The 16,855-nt window shown below is 40.6% G+C and carries 11 protein-coding genes; 7 read left to right on the top strand and 4 right to left on the bottom strand.

Features of this window, described 5'->3' with window-relative positions; all coding sequences use genetic code 11:
• Nucleotides 1-2 precede the first annotated feature (2 nt).
• Genes KI210_RS04615 through mvk form a run of 3 tightly spaced genes read right to left on the bottom strand, consistent with a single transcriptional unit; the run spans nt 3 to nt 2,984 of the window.
• The gene (locus tag KI210_RS04615; RefSeq protein WP_212780728.1) at nt 3-1,085 is read right to left on the bottom strand and encodes a phosphomevalonate kinase; all 1,083 of its coding nucleotides are present in this window, start codon (nt 1,083-1,085) and stop codon (nt 3-5) included.
• Between the two features lie 13 nt (nt 1,086-1,098).
• The gene (gene mvaD / locus KI210_RS04610; protein WP_212780727.1) at nt 1,099-2,073 is read right to left on the bottom strand and encodes a diphosphomevalonate decarboxylase; all 975 of its coding nucleotides are present in this window, start codon (nt 2,071-2,073) and stop codon (nt 1,099-1,101) included.
• Nucleotides 2,073-2,984: a mevalonate kinase gene (gene mvk, locus KI210_RS04605; RefSeq protein WP_212780726.1), complete on the bottom strand. Its 912-nt coding sequence runs from the start codon at nt 2,982-2,984 to the stop codon at nt 2,073-2,075. Before mvk ends, mvaD begins: the two co-directional genes overlap by 1 nt.
• A gap of 65 nt (nt 2,985-3,049) precedes the next feature.
• On the opposite strand from mvk, the gene KI210_RS04600 reads away from it, so the two are divergent.
• The 7 genes from KI210_RS04600 to KI210_RS04570 all read left to right on the top strand — a co-directional run bounded on the left by KI210_RS04600 (nt 3,050) and on the right by KI210_RS04570 (nt 16,087).
• Nucleotides 3,050-6,520: a PD-(D/E)XK nuclease family protein gene (locus KI210_RS04600; protein ID WP_212780725.1), complete on the top strand. Its 3,471-nt coding sequence runs from the start codon at nt 3,050-3,052 to the stop codon at nt 6,518-6,520.
• Entirely contained in the window at nt 6,520-10,143 is a 3,624-nt protein-coding gene (addA, locus tag KI210_RS04595) for a helicase-exonuclease AddAB subunit AddA (protein ID WP_212780724.1), read from the top strand. The genes KI210_RS04600 and addA overlap by 1 nt, the downstream gene beginning before the upstream one ends.
• Before the next feature lie 16 nt (nt 10,144-10,159).
• Nucleotides 10,160-12,922: a helicase C-terminal domain-containing protein gene (locus KI210_RS04590; RefSeq protein WP_212780723.1), complete on the top strand. Its 2,763-nt coding sequence runs from the start codon at nt 10,160-10,162 to the stop codon at nt 12,920-12,922.
• On the top strand, nt 12,915-13,412 hold the full coding sequence (locus tag KI210_RS04585; protein ID WP_212780722.1) for a hypothetical protein: 498 nt from the start codon (nt 12,915-12,917) through the stop codon (nt 13,410-13,412). The genes KI210_RS04590 and KI210_RS04585 overlap by 8 nt, the downstream gene beginning before the upstream one ends.
• Nucleotides 13,413-13,465: 53 nt before the next feature.
• On the top strand, nt 13,466-14,764 hold the full coding sequence (asnS, locus tag KI210_RS04580; RefSeq protein WP_212780721.1) for an asparagine--tRNA ligase: 1,299 nt from the start codon (nt 13,466-13,468) through the stop codon (nt 14,762-14,764).
• A 64-nt stretch (nt 14,765-14,828) separates the two neighbouring features.
• Entirely contained in the window at nt 14,829-15,461 is a 633-nt protein-coding gene (locus KI210_RS04575; RefSeq protein WP_212780720.1) for a DnaD domain protein, read from the top strand.
• Nucleotides 15,461-16,087: an endonuclease III domain-containing protein gene (locus KI210_RS04570; RefSeq protein ID WP_212780719.1), complete on the top strand. Its 627-nt coding sequence runs from the start codon at nt 15,461-15,463 to the stop codon at nt 16,085-16,087. Before KI210_RS04575 ends, KI210_RS04570 begins: the two co-directional genes overlap by 1 nt.
• A gap of 38 nt (nt 16,088-16,125) precedes the next feature.
• Here KI210_RS04570 and KI210_RS04565 read toward each other — a convergent pair whose 3' ends face one another.
• Nucleotides 16,126-16,845: an ABC transporter ATP-binding protein gene (locus KI210_RS04565; protein WP_212780718.1), complete on the bottom strand. Its 720-nt coding sequence runs from the start codon at nt 16,843-16,845 to the stop codon at nt 16,126-16,128.
• Nucleotides 16,846-16,855 lie beyond the last annotated feature (10 nt).

Raw genomic sequence — 16,855 nt, 5'->3', positions numbered from 1 at the left:
ATTTATTTCTCCGAAATTAATGAGTGAACATGAAAATCCAGAGGCAAAATTCCATTGTTACGCCATTCTGTTTCCAAAGCTGCTACATCAGTAGTCTCATCGGCAATCACGATCCCGCAATCTCCGTTTCCAGCGCCAGATGTTTTAGCAGCACCATGGTGTCTTTCTGCGATATCAATTAATTTAGTTAAGCGCGGAATTTCAATCGCAATATGGTTGATCTTGGCAAAATGACTTAAAAGTCGGCGATTAATTCGGATTTGTTCTTGAATCAACTTGATGTTCTGTGCTTCAAAGCCTTGAATCATCTTAATTACGCACCGGCGAGAACGCTTTAGGAATTTTTGGTATTCAGCTTCCAATTGCTCCTTATTGGCATTGGTTTCATCTACTAATTGCGAAGTCGAAGCCGGTTGTTGACTCCAGCCAATCAATAAACGCAAGGCCTTAGGTGGATTCAGCAACTGAATCTTGAGACCTGGCCAAGCTTCTTGCACAACGCCAGCTAAAGTCTTATGAGCTAGCTCTTGCTTAAGCCAAGCCTTATCAAAGGTCTGGTAGGCGATCCAACCCCCATAGACACTGGCTGCAATATCACCAGCTGATCCATTTCCTTGGACTGAATAGTGAGAAATTGCCGAAAGTTTGTAAATTAGTTCATTACTAGTGGGCATTTGGTAAAAACGCAAAATTGCTTTGACCGTGGCTACAGTAACCGCAGCACTCGATCCTAAACCAAATTTTTTGCCATCTGCCGAATCCAAGTCAGAATTAACATGCAGATCGTACACCCGCAGTTTAATTCCTTGTTCTAAGCAGTAGCGTTCCGTATAAGCGATTGCGGAAAGGATATATTCAAAGGGATTGTCACGATTATCAATCACCATTTTATCGCCTTTACGCACCCAATGGATGGAATCTTGCGAGTATTGTTTAGAGTGGATTAAGCCACGACCATTTTTACTATTTGAAATTGACACACGAACAAATTGATTGACTGCAACCAAAACTGCAGGGCAGTCCTGTTCGAGCACGGCATATTCGCCGGCAATATATAGCTTCCCAGGAGCTTTTTCAGTAATCAAAGAACTTTTTCCTCTAATCTAGCTCATAATTGTCCAGGTATTGGATACCCGGACCAAAACTTGCATTTATTATCTTAACATGGTCAAAAGCTGAAACAAGCTTTTCCTTGACAATTTTTACATTTTTTAACTGGCAAAGGAGCTTGACATTTGGTCCAGCATCAATCGTGTAATATACTTCGATCCCATTTTGACGCATTTCATGTACTAATTGGATGACGCCAATCGTAGTTGGCTCAAAATAGGTAAAGCCTGGTTGAGCGGTTAAATTAACTGCATGCATTTCACTGGCATTAAGTTCCGCCAGCTGGCCAATCCTGGTAAAGTCGTGATTTTTAATCGCATTGATCATTTGCGATAGCTCCAGGCTATTGCGTTTAATCCATGGTGCAAAAAATGGGGACGTTTGAGCGGCCTGCATCCCTTTGGTAGATGAACGTTTTTTAGCCCCAGTATTTATTTCTACTGCTAGCAACTGCAAGTCGAGATCAGGATTGGAGTCTAATGAATAAGCAAAAGATGACTGATCATCAGTGCCTTTTTGCCAGACCGCAAAACCGCCAAACACCGAACGACTAGCTGAGCCAGAACCTAAACGGGCCATGCGCGATAGCTCTGTTTCATTAACTGCCAGCTGATAATATTCAGCAAATGCTGCTGCTAAAGCCGCAAAAGCCGAACTGGAAGAGGCTAAACCGGCTGCTGTCGGGACATGATTTTGCGAATGCACGCTTAAATTGCCGCTTTTTCCATATCTTCTTTGGAGCAGGTGAAGATAGTTAAAGACGCGTTGTGCCTCGGGGCCCTCTATTAACTTTCCATTTAAATAAAATTGCTCTTGTTGACTGGGCTCTAGATAGGTATCGGTGTAAAAAGCATCTAGCGTCATTGATAAACTTGACATTAACGGTATCCGCAGAGCAGCGTTTTGTTTACCCCAGTATTTAATCAAGGCGATATTAGTATGGGCTCTCGCTATTTTTTTCATTAAATATCCTCAATCCAATAATTACTAATTAAATGTTGACTATCGCTAGCAATTTGCTCGGCTTGCTGGTGGCTTTGGCAAAGACAAATCACAATGCCGCCTAAGCCGCCGCCTGAAAGTTTAAAGCCATAAGCACCAGCCTTCAAAGCAATTTGCTCTAATTGATCAATTTGGGGGATTGATAACTTAAAGGCTCGCAGAATTGCCTGCGCTTCGGTAAATATTTTACCAGCAAGTTGTGGGTCATGGGCTAGCCAAGCCTTTTTGGTAAGGTCGGCTAATTCTCCAAGGCGAGCTAATTTTTGCGAATTAGCTGCATCTTTTGCTAACTCATTTTTTACCAACCCGACGGCCTCCTTGGTATTTCCCAGAATTCCGGTATCCATTATTAGCAAAGGGGCTCCTAATCTGGCAGGCAAGGGTTTTGGTCCATCTTGTTTGTTGAAAAAGACGGGATAATCTGAATTAACGGTGGCAGCATCCAGGCCAGAAGCCTTTCCATGGTTAATCATTTCGGCATGATTAGTAATTGCCATAATTTCTGCCTGGGTTAAGTCCAGTTTTAAAAACTCGCTTAAGGCCTTGGTTGTTCCCAAGGCAACCGTAGCACTAGAGCCGAATCCTCTTTCCATGGGGATTTCGCCAGTGTAGGTTAAGTGAATTTTTCCGGTATAATTAACCTTGTCCAAAAGCGTGCGAACAACATATTTTAGCCCATCATAGTTGCTGGGAGCGGCGAAGAATGGCCCATGATAGCGAGCCGTATCCATCCAGTGTTCGTCTTTAGCTGGACTTACTTGGGTTGTAATCGCTAAATTTTTAACCGGAATTGCGATTGCGTCATACCCATAAACTACTGAGTGTTCACCGATAATTATTACTTTTCCATGCGCTTTAAAAGCTGCTTGCATACAATCACCTTGAAAAATATTATATTTAGTAGGATTTGCAATTCACCGAGTGGAGGTTGAAATAATTGATTGAAATATTAACAGGTCGGCAAACTGATCCTTTACAAGAAAAAATTCTGGATGAGGCCATCAAAAATTATCAGGCTAAACCAGAACGTGAAACCTTTATTATCATCCCGAACCATATCAAGTTTACCACAGAAGTGCGCGCTATCAATAAACTTGCAACGATTACGGGAGCTCATACTGCTTCAGTCAAAAACTTGCACATTCTCTCTTTCTCTCGTCTAGCTTGGTTTTTCCTGAAAGATCAAGCCGATGGGATGACCCAGACGCTGGATGATGCGGCCGTAGGGATGCTGCTGAGCAAGATCGTTAAAGAACATCAAGATGAACTGCAACTCTTTCGAACCAGCAAAATTACTTCGGGGATGGTAAGACAGCTCTATCAAACCATTCTCCAGGTTTATAGCGGCGACTTAGATTTGAGTATTTTTCATGAAGCTTCGCTAAATGAAGAAACCAAAAGCAAACTGCATGATCTGGAAATTATCTATGATGCCTTCATTAGTGAAATTGCCGGTCGTTTTTCTACCAAAAACGAGATAGAAAAACGGTTAAATGAGGAATTGGCTGAAAACCAGCACTTATCTCAATGCGATTTCTTCTTTAGTGATTTTTCACGCTTCTCGCCCCAAGAAAATTTAACCATCAAATTGCTTTTTAAGAAGGCGGGGAAAGTAAAATTAGCCTTTAAAACGCGCTTAGGAGAATATTCTCCCAAAGCAGAACCGGGGGACTATGATTATGTCATCCAGCAAACGATTTCTAAATTAATCCGCTTTTTAGACCAGCAAAAGCTTGAATATCGCTTGCAAGCCTTACCCTTAAATCCGCGCCTAAATTCGGCTGAAAGACTAAATAATCTGTGGATTGGGGCCAGCAGCAATGACCAGGCAGATAATGTCCAGCTGGTGAAGGCTGACTCCAGGTATGCTGAGGCGTATTTTGTAGCTCGTACGATTTATCAGCAAACAGCTTTGAACAAATACCGGTACCGCGAGTTTTTAATTTTGGCACCAAATTTGCATGAATACGAGACTTACATTGGGCCGATCCTTAAACAAAACGGAATACCGTATTTTGATGATCTGCAACAAGAAATGAAATACCATCCCTTGGTCATTCTGATTGAGAACTTAGCCAGCATGATTGAACGGCCCTTAAATACTTCCGCCATGCTGGCAATTATGAAAACCCAGCTGATTATTCCGGACTGGTATCATGATGTTGGCGCTTTTCTGCATGATGTCGATGAACTTGAAAACTTTGTTTTGGCTCATGGGATCAATAACGCTTTGTGGCGCAAGGAACTGGCAAATTTTGTTAAAGCAGAGACCATCAAGCTAGACAAGCAGGCTGAAACGGTCGCCAGGTTGGATAAGCTGCGAGAGTTTTTTGTCGCTGAAATTGATAGCTTATTTAAACAATTGAAAGACCTGACTGACAGCCATCAAGGTCTGACCGTCTTTTTTAACTTTTTGGTCAAAAATGGCGTAAACCAGCAATTAGATGAATGGCGCAATACCAGTAGCGAGGCCGGAGATTTGCAGCTAGCCCAGCAGCCGGAACAGGTTTGGAATCTATTAATTAAGTTGCTGCAAGATTATTTACTGATCAATCCTGATGAATTCAATTTGACGGAATTTTTTGATTTATTAATAAGCGGTTTTAAAGAGGGCAACTTCTCACAAATTCCGTCAACTTTAGATGCAGTAAACGTTTCTGAAATCGGGATGGTCCAAACTAGCGGCTATAAACAGGTCTTTATCATTGGCGCTACCGCCAACAATTTGCCAACAATTGATAAAACTCCAGGCTTTTTGAGCAGCGAAAATTTGGCCCTAATGGCAAATCAGTTTGATGATGAACATTATCTTGAGGACAACCAACAACTCAACAATTTAGATCAAGACTATCAATTTGGTTTAGCGCTAGCCTTGGCTAGCGATCGCGTTTATGTGACTTATCCCGTCCTCAATGCCAATAATGAAAGCTTAGAGCCGTCAATCTATTATCAAAGGCTGGCAGACTTAGGAGCCAGCGAATTTGCGCAGCATGATTTGCCTAATAATTTGCAGGATATTTTAGGCTTTTTAACCAACTCCAAGGCATCCCTTGGCTATTTGTCATATTTGAATAGTCAAGATGCAGTTGCTCGTCAGCAGCTCCGTCCGATCATTGAGAAGCTTAAGCAAAAGCGACCACAAGAGGTTAAGTCAGTTATCGATGCGCCTAATTTTGACAATAATCCCCAAAAATTGGGGGCCGAATTGGCTCAGCAACTGTATGGCGACCATTTAAATGTTTCGGTTTCCCAGCTCGAAACCTATTACCAAAATTCTTTTGAATATTTCTTAATATATGGCTTGAAGTTAAGAAAAAGAGCAACCAATGAATTAGACGTCATCCAGGCAGGAAATTACTACCATGAAACTTTTGATCGTTTGGTTAGTTATTTAAACGAGCATCACATCGACCAAAGCAAGATTAGCCAGGCAGAATTAGCTGAAATTCTGCAAAAAATTCAGGCTAAAATGAAGGAAGAAGGGCAATATCAACAGCTGCTTAACGATTCCTTTAATGCCTTCTTGTTTGCTTGCCTAGACAAAACTACTAAAAAAGTAGCTGCCCACTGGCGTAAAAATCTTGAAAAATCACCATTTAGAAGCAAATATTCGGAATTGAGTTTTGGCAGCGGTGAAGCTGTTAAAGGGCTCGAATTTGCTTTACCAGATGGCAAGTCTCTATCATTGCGCGGAAAAATCGACCGCGTTGACCTTGCTCAAAAAGACGATCAAGGCACCGTTCTTGGCGAAATTATTGATTATAAATCTTCTGCCAAAAAATTTGATCTCAGTCTGTTTTATCAAGGCATCTCCCTGCAAATGATTTCTTATTTGGATATTTTGGCAAAAAATGCGAATTTCTTTGCTGACGAAAAAAAGCTGGAATTATTTGGTGCCTTTTATCAAACGGTTACGCAGCACGTAGAACGTTTAAATCGAGCATACGATAATCACCTTGAAGTGCAAAAGGATAAGCTTGATACCGTTTCGCAGTTGAAGTACACCGGAATTATCACCAACGATCCAGATCGCATCCGCTCGGCGGAAAAGCTGTTAGCCAATGCAGGCAAGAGCTCAGAAATTTATCATAGCGTGAGAGCCAAAGCCAACGGCAGCTTTACCTTGCCAGCTGAAAATAACTTTAATGATGATGAATTTAAGCAGCTGCTTGAATTTGACGAATACTTGATTAAGCATGCGGCTATCTCAATCATGACTGGTGAAATCGAGTTAAATCCGTATCGTTATGGGAAAAACTTAACCGGGTTAATGTATTCAGACTTTAAAGATATTTACTTCTTTGATGCCATGATGAATCAGAATAACTATCATGAAATTAAGCGCCTAAAGAAGCAGCAGCTGATGCCGGCGATTCGTGAACGTTTGGAAAGAAAGGAACTTGACTAATGCCTTTTACTGCTGATCAAAAACAAGCCATTTATGACCGAAACCAGGATATCCTGGTTTCGGCTTCGGCTGGTAGTGGGAAGACCACTGTTTTGGTTGAAAGAGTACTACAGGAAATTTTATCAGGGACGAGCGTTGAGCAATTACTCGTAGTAACCTTCACCAAGGCAGCAGCCGCTGAGATGAAGCAGCGGATTAAGACGGCTTTAACGCAAAAAATCAGTGAAAGCCATAATACTGCTTATCTGCGCAGTCAGTTAAATTCAATCGATACTGCTAATATTTCAACGATTGACTCTTTTTGCTTAGATGTCATTCACCGTTTTTATTACGCGGTTGACCTTGATCCCAGTTTTACGGTGTTAACTGATGAAACCCAGGTTAGTTTGCTGAAAGAACGGGCTCTAAGAGAAATTGAAGAAAAGCATTTAAGCCAAAAAGACCAAGCCTTTGAAGATTTTTATCAAAATTTTGCTGGCGATCGAGAAGCTGATACTCCCCGGCAGCTGCTGTTAGATTTATACGATTATGCCATGGCCAAGCCTGACTACGCAGCTTGGTTAAAGAATTTAGATGCAGCCTATCAAACGGCAGCTGACTTAACTAAAGCACCAATTTGGCAAAAACAAGTTAAACCCCAGGTGTTACAAAACCTTAAAGCGGTTTTGGCTAAAAATCAGCAACTGTTAGCTGATCCAGGGATGGAGAGTAGTGATTTTGCTAAAGTTAAAAGTGGAGTAGAACAGTTTTGTCGGGGGATAGGTGACTTTTTAGAGGCTCTAGAAAATGATCTGCCTTATGACGAACAACGAGCAAAGCTGAAAGCCATAGCTTATGGTAATTTCCGCAAAAGTCCAAAATGGGATGAGCTTTTACTTGAATTCTATCAACAGGTACAAGCAGTCAAAGAAGAAAGCCGAGAGGCTATTAAGGACAATTTTGTAACTTATTACGTTACCAATGAGCAGCAACAAATAGCGGTTTTAAAGCAAGCTAAAAGTTTAGTCCAAACAATTAGCCAGGTTGAGCAAGAGCTGATAAATCGTTTTAACCAGCTAAAGCGCCAAGAGAACTTTATTGATTTCAGCGATATGGAGCAGCTGGCTTATCAAATTTTGAGTCAAGATACGTCTAATTCTCAGCTAGCGAGAAGTTTTTATCAAAATAAATTCAAGGAAATTTTGGTAGACGAATACCAGGATATTAACCCTTTGCAGGAACGCTTGTTGCAGCTGCTAAAAAAAGACGGGCAGAATAATCTTTTCATGGTCGGGGATGTTAAGCAATCTATTTATGGCTTTCGTCAGGCTGAGCCAAGCCTTTTTTTGCATAAGTACCATGACTTTAGTCAGGGCGATAAGCAAGAGCGAATTTTATTAGCTGACAACTTTCGGTCAGCTAAGCCTGTTACTGCAACGGTTAATAGAGTTTTTAAAGGCTTATTAACAACCGATTTTGGCGGGATCGATTATCAAAAAGAAGGGCAGTTGGTTTTTGGGGCCAAATATTATCCTGAGGATTTGCCGGCTGCTAGTGAATTTATTTATCATCAAAAAGCTACGACAACTAATGATGATGCAACCGGGGATTTCCTTATCCAAGGCGAAATCCCGATGGTAATCGCCCGTATTCAACGTTTGAAAGCAGAAGGCTTTCAGGTTTTCGATCCTAAAACCAAAGAACTGCGCCCGTTAAAATATAGTGATATTGTTTTATTAACCAGAAGCCGCAGCGATAATCTAAGCATCATGCAGGCTTTTAGTCAGGCTAATATTCCTTTGTTTATTACCGACGCTGAGAATTATTTCCAGACGCTAGAGTTAACTGTGATGATGAACTATTTGAAAATCATCGACAACCCCGATCAGGACATCCCGCTGGTAAGCGTCTTGCGTTCGCCAATATTTAAATTTAATGAACCAGAGTTGGCCAAAATTCGTATTCATAACCGTGGTGCCAGTTTTTACGGGGCCTTAACGTCGTATGTGGCGGTGAAAGATGATTTAGCCGAAAAAGTTAAACACTTTTTAAATCAATTAGCGCAATTACGTGACTATGCTGCCAAACACCGTATTTCAGAGTTGATTTGGAGTATTTACGAACGAACCAATCTTCTAGAAATCATGACTTCTTTGCCTAACGGCAAACAGCGAAGAGTGAACTTAGAAGCTTTGTATGAACGGGCTGCCAGTTATGAAAGTGCCGGCTTTAAGGGACTATATCAATTCATTGATTTCATCAATCGCATGCGAAAAAACAACAAAGATTTAGCCCAGCCTTTGCTTTCCCAAGAAGCAGGTGAAGCCGTCCGGTTGATGACTATCCATGGATCTAAAGGACTCGAATTTCCAATTGTTTTCTATCTTGGAGCGGCTCGCCATTACCAAAAACGGGATTTGAATAGCGATTATGTGATTACTCAAGCTGGTTTGGGAATTACCGTAAAGCAGTCAAACGTTAGAATTGATTCTTTAGCCAAAAGTGTTGCCAATCAAGAAAAGGAGCGTCAACTCCTTGAAGAAGAAGCAAGAATTTTATATGTTGCCTTAACCCGCGCTCGGCAAAAATTGATAATCGTTGCCGATATTGCCAACTTGGATAAAAAGCTGACAACTTGGTCCTGGCAAGCTAAATATGGGCTATCCTTGGCCGATAAACTAAGTTCCACTAGTCCTTTGGACTTTATTGGACCAAGCTTAAAGCTGAATCAACAATTGCCAAACAAGTTAACCGAAATTGACCGCGCTTTAGAACAAGATCAAGACTTGCTTTATATTAAAGTTTCCGATGAAGAGCTCTTGGGCCAAGAAGCTGCAACTGCAGAGCAGGAACCTGATCTGCAAAAGTTCTCCTTGTTAGAAGATACAGCCAAAAAACTTTTTGAATTTAAATATCCTTTTACAGACGCGAGTCAAAAGGCAGCTTATCAATCAGTTTCTGAAATAAAAAATGCTTTTAACGATCCCCTCGAAAAGGATCTGGAAAATGCCAAAATGATTAAATCTGCCAATCGCTACTTGCAGCCAATTGACACTAAGCCAACTTTCTTATATCAGAGCAAATTTTCTGCCCCTGAGATCGGGACAGCCGTCCACTTAGTGCTGCAATATTTCGATTATTCCCAGCTAAATGGTTCTGGCGAACCGACGCGGACGGAAGTTCTGACGCAAGTTGAAAATGAGGTGAGGGATTTGGTAAAGCATCATAAGTTAAACCCCCAGCTAGCTCAACAACTGCCTTTAGATGAAATTGTTTGGTTTGTAAGAAGTGATTTTGCCAGACCATTCCGGGACAAGCCAGCCAATTTATATCGTGAGACCGACTTTTCTAGTCTCATCCCGGCAAAGCAACTTTATGATGACTTTAGCGATCCGGCAGCCAAAATACTGGTTCATGGAACAATTGATGGTTATTTTGTAGAAGATAATGGTATTCTATTGTTTGACTATAAAACCGACTATATCCCCAAACAAAATCCAGATGCTACTGTTAAGCGCATCAAACAAAAGTATCAGGGACAATTGCGGCTTTATGAGCAAGCAATTAATGGCTTTAGTCAAAAACAAGTAAAGGCAAAGTATTTAATTTTATTAAGCAACCACCAAATTTGCCAAGTAGATTAGGGAAGGAGGGGATGTTATGGCCCAAATTTTTCAAGACCAGACCTTTGCGGTTGTCGACCTTGAAACCACCGGGACGCAGCGTGAAGATAATCATCACATAATTCAATTTGGATGTGCATTAATTAAGCACGGACAAGTGGTTAAAACTTATTCCTACATGATCAATCCCCATCGTTCAATTCCTCAGCCGGTTCAAAACTTAACAGGGATTCATGATGAGGATGTCGCCAAGGCAAAAGATTTTAAGTTTTATGCCCCCAAAATTATAGAAATTCTTGAAGGGACAGTTTTTGTTGCTCACAACGTTAATTTTGATTTGCCTTTTTTGAATCACGAATTAGTGCAGAATGGCTTTTCTGAATTTAGTGGTAAGGCAATTGATACCGTTGAATTGGCTAAAATTGCTTTTCCAACTTTTCCGTCATACAAGCTGTCAGATCTGACTAAGAAATTAGCTATCAAACATAAGGATCCGCATAAAGCTGACTCAGATGCTTATGGGACGGCAATATTATTGCTAAAAATAATCGAGAAGCTTAGCAGTTTGCCTCAGGCAACTTTAAACACCCTTAGTGCTTTATCCCATGGCTTAATTCGCGATACCTCTTGGGTAATTACCTCAATTGCGACTGAATTGCGACAAAAAAAGCGTCCCTTGGCTAAAAATTGGATGCAGGTAAGGAATTTAGTGTTGCGTAAACAAGCAAATGCTCTACCTGCTAATGAGCATCATGAGGCAACTTTTCCTGAAAGCGACCAGGAAAAGCGGCGCTTATTCAAGGGCAAGCTAAATTATCGACGGGAACAAGTCAATTTGATTGATCATTTGGAAAAATTTATCCAAGATCCTGATCAAAGAGCAATGTTAATTGAAGCTCCCAATGGGACAGGCAAAACTTTCTCATACTTGTTTAGTTATGCCTACAATCTGTATTCCGGACGTAAGCTAGTAATTGCGGCGCCTACCAAAGTTCTGCAAGATCAACTAATCCAGCGGGAAATTCCGCAATTATTGAAAGTGACCGGCTTAGATCTCACTTTCGAGGCAGTAAAATCTAGTTATCATTACATTGATCTAGATGGCTTCATGCAGACGCTTTACCAAGGAGGAAATCATAATATTCAAACCTTGGTCCTGCAAATGCAAATTATTGTCTGGTTAACAGAAACTACTACTGGGGACCTGGATGAACTGGAATTGACCAACTATCAGGCGCCTTTGTTTGCCAAAATCACTCATCCTGGGGATGCGCGAGTTGGCTCAACTTTTGCGGAAGTCGATTTTTGGAATCTGGCAAGGCAACATCAAGAACAAGCTGATATTTTAGTTACCAATCATGCTTACCTAGCAAATCATTTTAATGATTCAATTTGGGGTCCAAATCCTTATTTGGTAATTGATGAGGCGCACCGGTTTGCTGATAATGTAATTAGTTCTCGCAATGATGCTTTACAGTTTGAATCCTTATGGGGTCAAATCAGTCATCTGAGGAATCTATTGTTCTTTAGCAATTATGCCCAAATCTTTAATGATAATCCGCAAATGGAATTCTTGCTGAACCATTTGGACCAAGATAGTCGAGATTTAATTCATGAGATTAATCACTTACAGCGTTGGCTGTACCAAAAGCGCCCCCATGCGCTTTCACGCGAGGTAGATAGCAGCGGGGAGAAGTATGTTTTTGAAGGTGCCACCTTGTTCCCAGCAGAAAATGAGTTTATTAGCCAATTGACCAGTTTTTGCCAAAAAATGGAGCAGGTACGCCAAGAAACAAATGAAATTTCATACCAGCTATTTGCCCAAAAAGAGGACAGATTAAGCGAAGATCTAGTCGAAGTCATTGACCATTTGGATTTTTATATTGAACAAAGCTACCAGCTGAGTGATCTCATAGCTGACAAAACTAAACTGGAACATGAGGGTTTTGTGGTCCAAGTAACCAACAGCGAAGATCCCTTGAGCAGCAATTTGCATTGGTTGATGGTTGATGCAAGTGAAGTTTTACCAAAAATTTATGATCGTTTTGACCATCTAGCCTTTGTGAGTGCTACTATGACTAGTGATCGGAATTTTGATTATATAAAAAGACAATTGTGTCTAAATCATCTCATGCCAACGGAATACATCGGCAAGAGCACTTTTAACTATGAGCAACATTTAGCAGTAATTACAGTTAGTGACTTGCCCAATCCCGAAAGTGAAGATTATCCTCATGAACTTGCCAAAGTTTTATTATCAACGATCAGCGATCAAGGACACGTGCTGGTTTTAATGACAAACCTTGCCAAAATCAAGGAATTATATTCGGAAATTGCTAATGAACCGGTCCTAGCTGATTATGAATTGCTGGCCCAAGGCATTTCAGGCTCCAACAGTCGGATCGCCAAGAGATTTGCGATTGCAAGCCAAGCCATTATCTTGGGGGCAGATAGTTTTTGGGAAGGAATCGACTTTCATGACTGTGGCATTGATTTAGTATTTGCAACTAAATTGCCTTTTGAATCTCCTGATCAACCTGAAGTTAGATTGCGTCAGCAACAACTTCAGAGCCAGGGTTACAATATTTTCAAATATGATTCTTTGCCTCGTGCGATCCTTAGATTTCGCCAAGGAATGGGACGGCTAATTAGAGGAGAAGAAGACCATGGGCAATTCGTCATCTTGGATAATCGAATTTGGCAAAAAGAATATGGTCGTGATTTTTTGAAAGTAATCCCAGTTAAAGCCAAAAAAATCAAAGTCAAAGATTTAAAAGGAACAATAGACAGATATGAGTAGATATGGAAATCGTCGCTGGACAAAGTTTATTTTATGGTTGATTGCAATTTTGCTCTTATTATGGATTGCCTACACAGTAATTTTCTATTTTGCTGGGGCAGACAGGCGAGGCAATCAAGCTGCTGCAGCCAGTGTGGCAGAATCTAAAAGCGGTATTACCAATGTCCAAAAGTATTATCATTTAGATCGGGGAGTTAGTTCTTACAGCCTAAAAGGGACAAATAAAAGTGGCAAAACTTTTTACTTCATTTACTTGCCCCATTCTAAAAAGGCATATGTTTACCCAGCATCAAAGGGCACGAGCGAAAAAAATATTCGCCAAAAATTTACCAGTCAAACTAAAAGTGCAACCATCAGAGACATTAATTTAGGCTGGTACAAAGGCCAAGCCGTTTGGGAAGTAAGCTATAATACATCACAGAACAAGCTTGGCTATGCAATTTACACATTTAATGACGGAAATCGTATTTCTGACGTCGCAAATTTATAGCAACTTTGGTATTATTAGACTAGTATACTGACTAAAGGTAGATGGAGAAATTAATGACTGAATTCATTTCGATAAGAGATTGTGCTAAGCATGTTGATGAAGAAGTCAAAATGCATGTTTGGCTAACAGATAAACGTTCAAGTGGGAAGATTATTTTCTTACAATTAAGAGACGGTACCGCCTTTTTCCAAGGCGTGGTTCGCAAGAATGATGTAAGTGAAGAAGCTTTTGCAGCTGCTAAGTCCTTGCACCAAGAAGCAAGCATGATTGTTACTGGGACTGTCCACAAAGATGAACGTTCCAAGTTTGGTTTTGAATTACAAGTTTCTAATTTAGAAGTAATTTCAAACCGCGAAGGATATCCTATTGGCAATAAGGAACATGGGATTGACTTCTTGCTTGACCATCGTCACCTCTGGTTGAGAAGTCGGCGTCCATTTGCAATCATGCAAATTAGGAACACGCTTTTTAAGGCAACAGTTGACTTCTTTGAAAAAGAGGGCTTCGTCAAGTTTGATGCACCTATTTTCATGCATTCTGCACCAGAAGGAACGACTGAATTATTCCATACCGAATACTTTGATCACGATGCATACTTATCGCAATCAGGTCAATTGTACGGTGAAGTAGGTGCTGAAGCTTTTGGCAAGATTTTTACTTTTGGTCCTACCTTTAGAGCTGAACCATCCAAGACGAGAAGACACCTTACGGAATTCTGGATGATGGAACCGGAAATGGCATGGATGCATCAAGATGAATCACTTGATTTGCAAGAACGGTTTTTAGCTTACATTACCAAGCAAGTTTTAGATAAAAACCAATATGAATTATCGCTTTTGGGGCGCGATCCAGAAAAACTTCGTCCTACTACTGAGGGCAACTTTGTAAGATTAGACTACGGTGAAGCAGTTAAGATGCTGCAAGAAGATGGCCGTGACTTCAAGTGGGGCGATGACTTTGGCGCTCCTGACGAAGCCTTTATCTCTGAACAATTTGATCGTCCATTCTTCATTGTTAACTATCCTACCAGCATCAAACCTTTCTACATGAAGAAGAATCCTGAAAATCCTAAGACCTACTTATGTGCAGACGTTCTCGCACCTGAAGGCTATGGAGAAATCATGGGTGGATCTGAACGTGAAAGCGACTATGATATTCTTAAGCAACAAATCGAAGAGGCTGGTCTAACTATGTCTGACTATGACTGGTATCTTGATTTGCGTCGCTATGGTTCAGTGCCGCACTCTGGTTTTGGAATGGGCTTTGAACGGGTCATCGCTTGGATTTGTAAGTTAGATCACGTTCGTGAAGCTATTCCATTCCCAAGAATGATGAATCGTTTGGAACCGTAAAAATAGAAAATAATCAAAAAGTTGAACTGATCAGTTCAACTTTTTTTAACCTATGAGGCAGATTATGACCTACAGCACTTATCGAAAATTAGGTTTTACTACTTTACAAAATGGATTAATTGCTTACTACAGCAGAATAGGTTTGAGCGACGCCGAATTTGTCGTCATTATAGAATTAGAAGCCTTTTCCCAAAGGGGGGAAGAATTCCCTAGCAATGAACAACTGGCAGCCAATACTAACCTTACGGCCGGCGAAGTAGGGCAGTTAATTCAACAAATGATTGATAAAGACTTAATTGCGATTGAACAAATTAATGACCAACAGGGAAGAATAGGAAATAGGTACAGTTTAGATGGACTCTATCAAAAATTGGATGAGTTTTTAAAGTCCCAGCTACCGAAAGCTTCGCAAGCTGAGCCAACAGAACAGATTTTAGATAATAATCCATTGACGCAATTAACGCGCGAATTTGAAATGGAATTTGGGCGCTATCTCAGTCCAATTGAACGAGAAGAGATTCAGTCTTGGTTAACGGTCGATCACTATGATGTAAAAATTATTGAATTAGCCCTGAGAGAGGCTGTCTTAGCCCAAGCCTACAGCTTAAAGTATGTTGATCGCATTCTACTAAACTGGCAGCGACACAATCTTAAAACTACTACTGAAGTTAAACAATTTTTACGGAGGAATCGCTAATGGATGATCCAAAATTGATAAGCGATGACCAAGCCCGAGACGTCCTGCGACGAATTGCTAATATGTATCCAGATGCAGAAGGCTCCTTACTGTGGGATACGCGTTTTCATCTTGTATGCGCCGTCCTAATGAGCGCACAAACTACAGATAAAATGGTTAACCGAATTATGCCTAAGTTTACTGAAGATTTCCCATGGCCACAAGATCTGGCCTCAGCTCCAATAAGCGAAATTGAAGCCGATATTAATAAACTTGGCCTTTATCACTCAAAGGCTAAGCACTTAAAGGCTATGGCGGAGATGCTCGTAAAGGATTATCACGGCCGAGTTCCTCATACTAAAGCCGAATTAGTTAAGTTGCCTGGCGTAGGGGAGAAGACGGCTAGCGTGGTTTTATCTGATGGCTTTGGCATCCCAGCTATAGCGGTAGATACCCATGTTAGCAGAATTGCTAAAAGGTTTAAAATTGTTCCGCAAAACTATAATCCTCACCAAATTCAACAACGTTTACAAGAGCTATTGCCTAAGGATGAATGGACGGAAACCCACCATGCAATGATTTATTTTGGGCGCAACAATTTACCAGCTCGCCTTAAAGATGTTGATCCTTACTCAGTCCTAAAATAAAAAAGAGCTTCAACTATTGTTGAAGCTCTTTTGCTTGCTTAATTATTGTCTAAAATGCATGATAATGCGGTTTCGACTAGTTGGTCCTTTTTCAATTGGGCCTCAGCTGTTTGGTTATTTCGCTCGGGGTTAGTTAATTCTTTAGCGATTCCTTGATTTTTAATGATCCAAATTTTATCAGCCATTCTTACCGCTTCTTGAACATCGTGAGTAACTAAAATTGTAGTTATGTTAGTTTCAGAGCATACTTTAATAATAAGGTCCTGCATATTTCTCCGAGTTAATGCATCTAAGGCTCCTAAAGGTTCATCTAAAAGCAATACTTTTGGTTGACTCATCAAAGCTCTAGCCAGAGCAACTCGTTGTCTTTGACCGCCGGAGAGGGAAGCTGGAAATGAATTCTGATAGTCTATTAAACCAACCCGATCTAATAGTCGTTTTGCAAGTTTAATCCTTTCTTCTGACTTATCTCCAAATAGTAGGTTTTGAATTACTGTTTGCCAAGGAAGCAATCGGTCATCTTGAAACATCATCCGTGCATCTGAATTAATAGTTGAAATTTCTTTATTTTCTTGTTTAATGCTTCCTGAATCGGCTTTTTCTAATCCAGATATCAAACGCAACAGGGTACTTTTTCCGCCACCACTCATACCACATAGAGCAACAAAGTCCCCCTCACTGATCTTTAAAGAAACATTTTTAAGGACGGTTTTGTCGCCATATTTTTTAGAAACACCGTCCAGCTCTATTAACGCCATTAAGGTCCTC

Source organism: Lactobacillus corticis, from assembly GCF_018327645.1.
GTDB lineage: Bacteria > Bacillota > Bacilli > Lactobacillales > Lactobacillaceae > Lactobacillus > Lactobacillus corticis.
The sequence above is the reverse complement of the archived record's forward strand: the minus strand, read 5'-3'. Positions and strand labels throughout refer to the sequence as shown.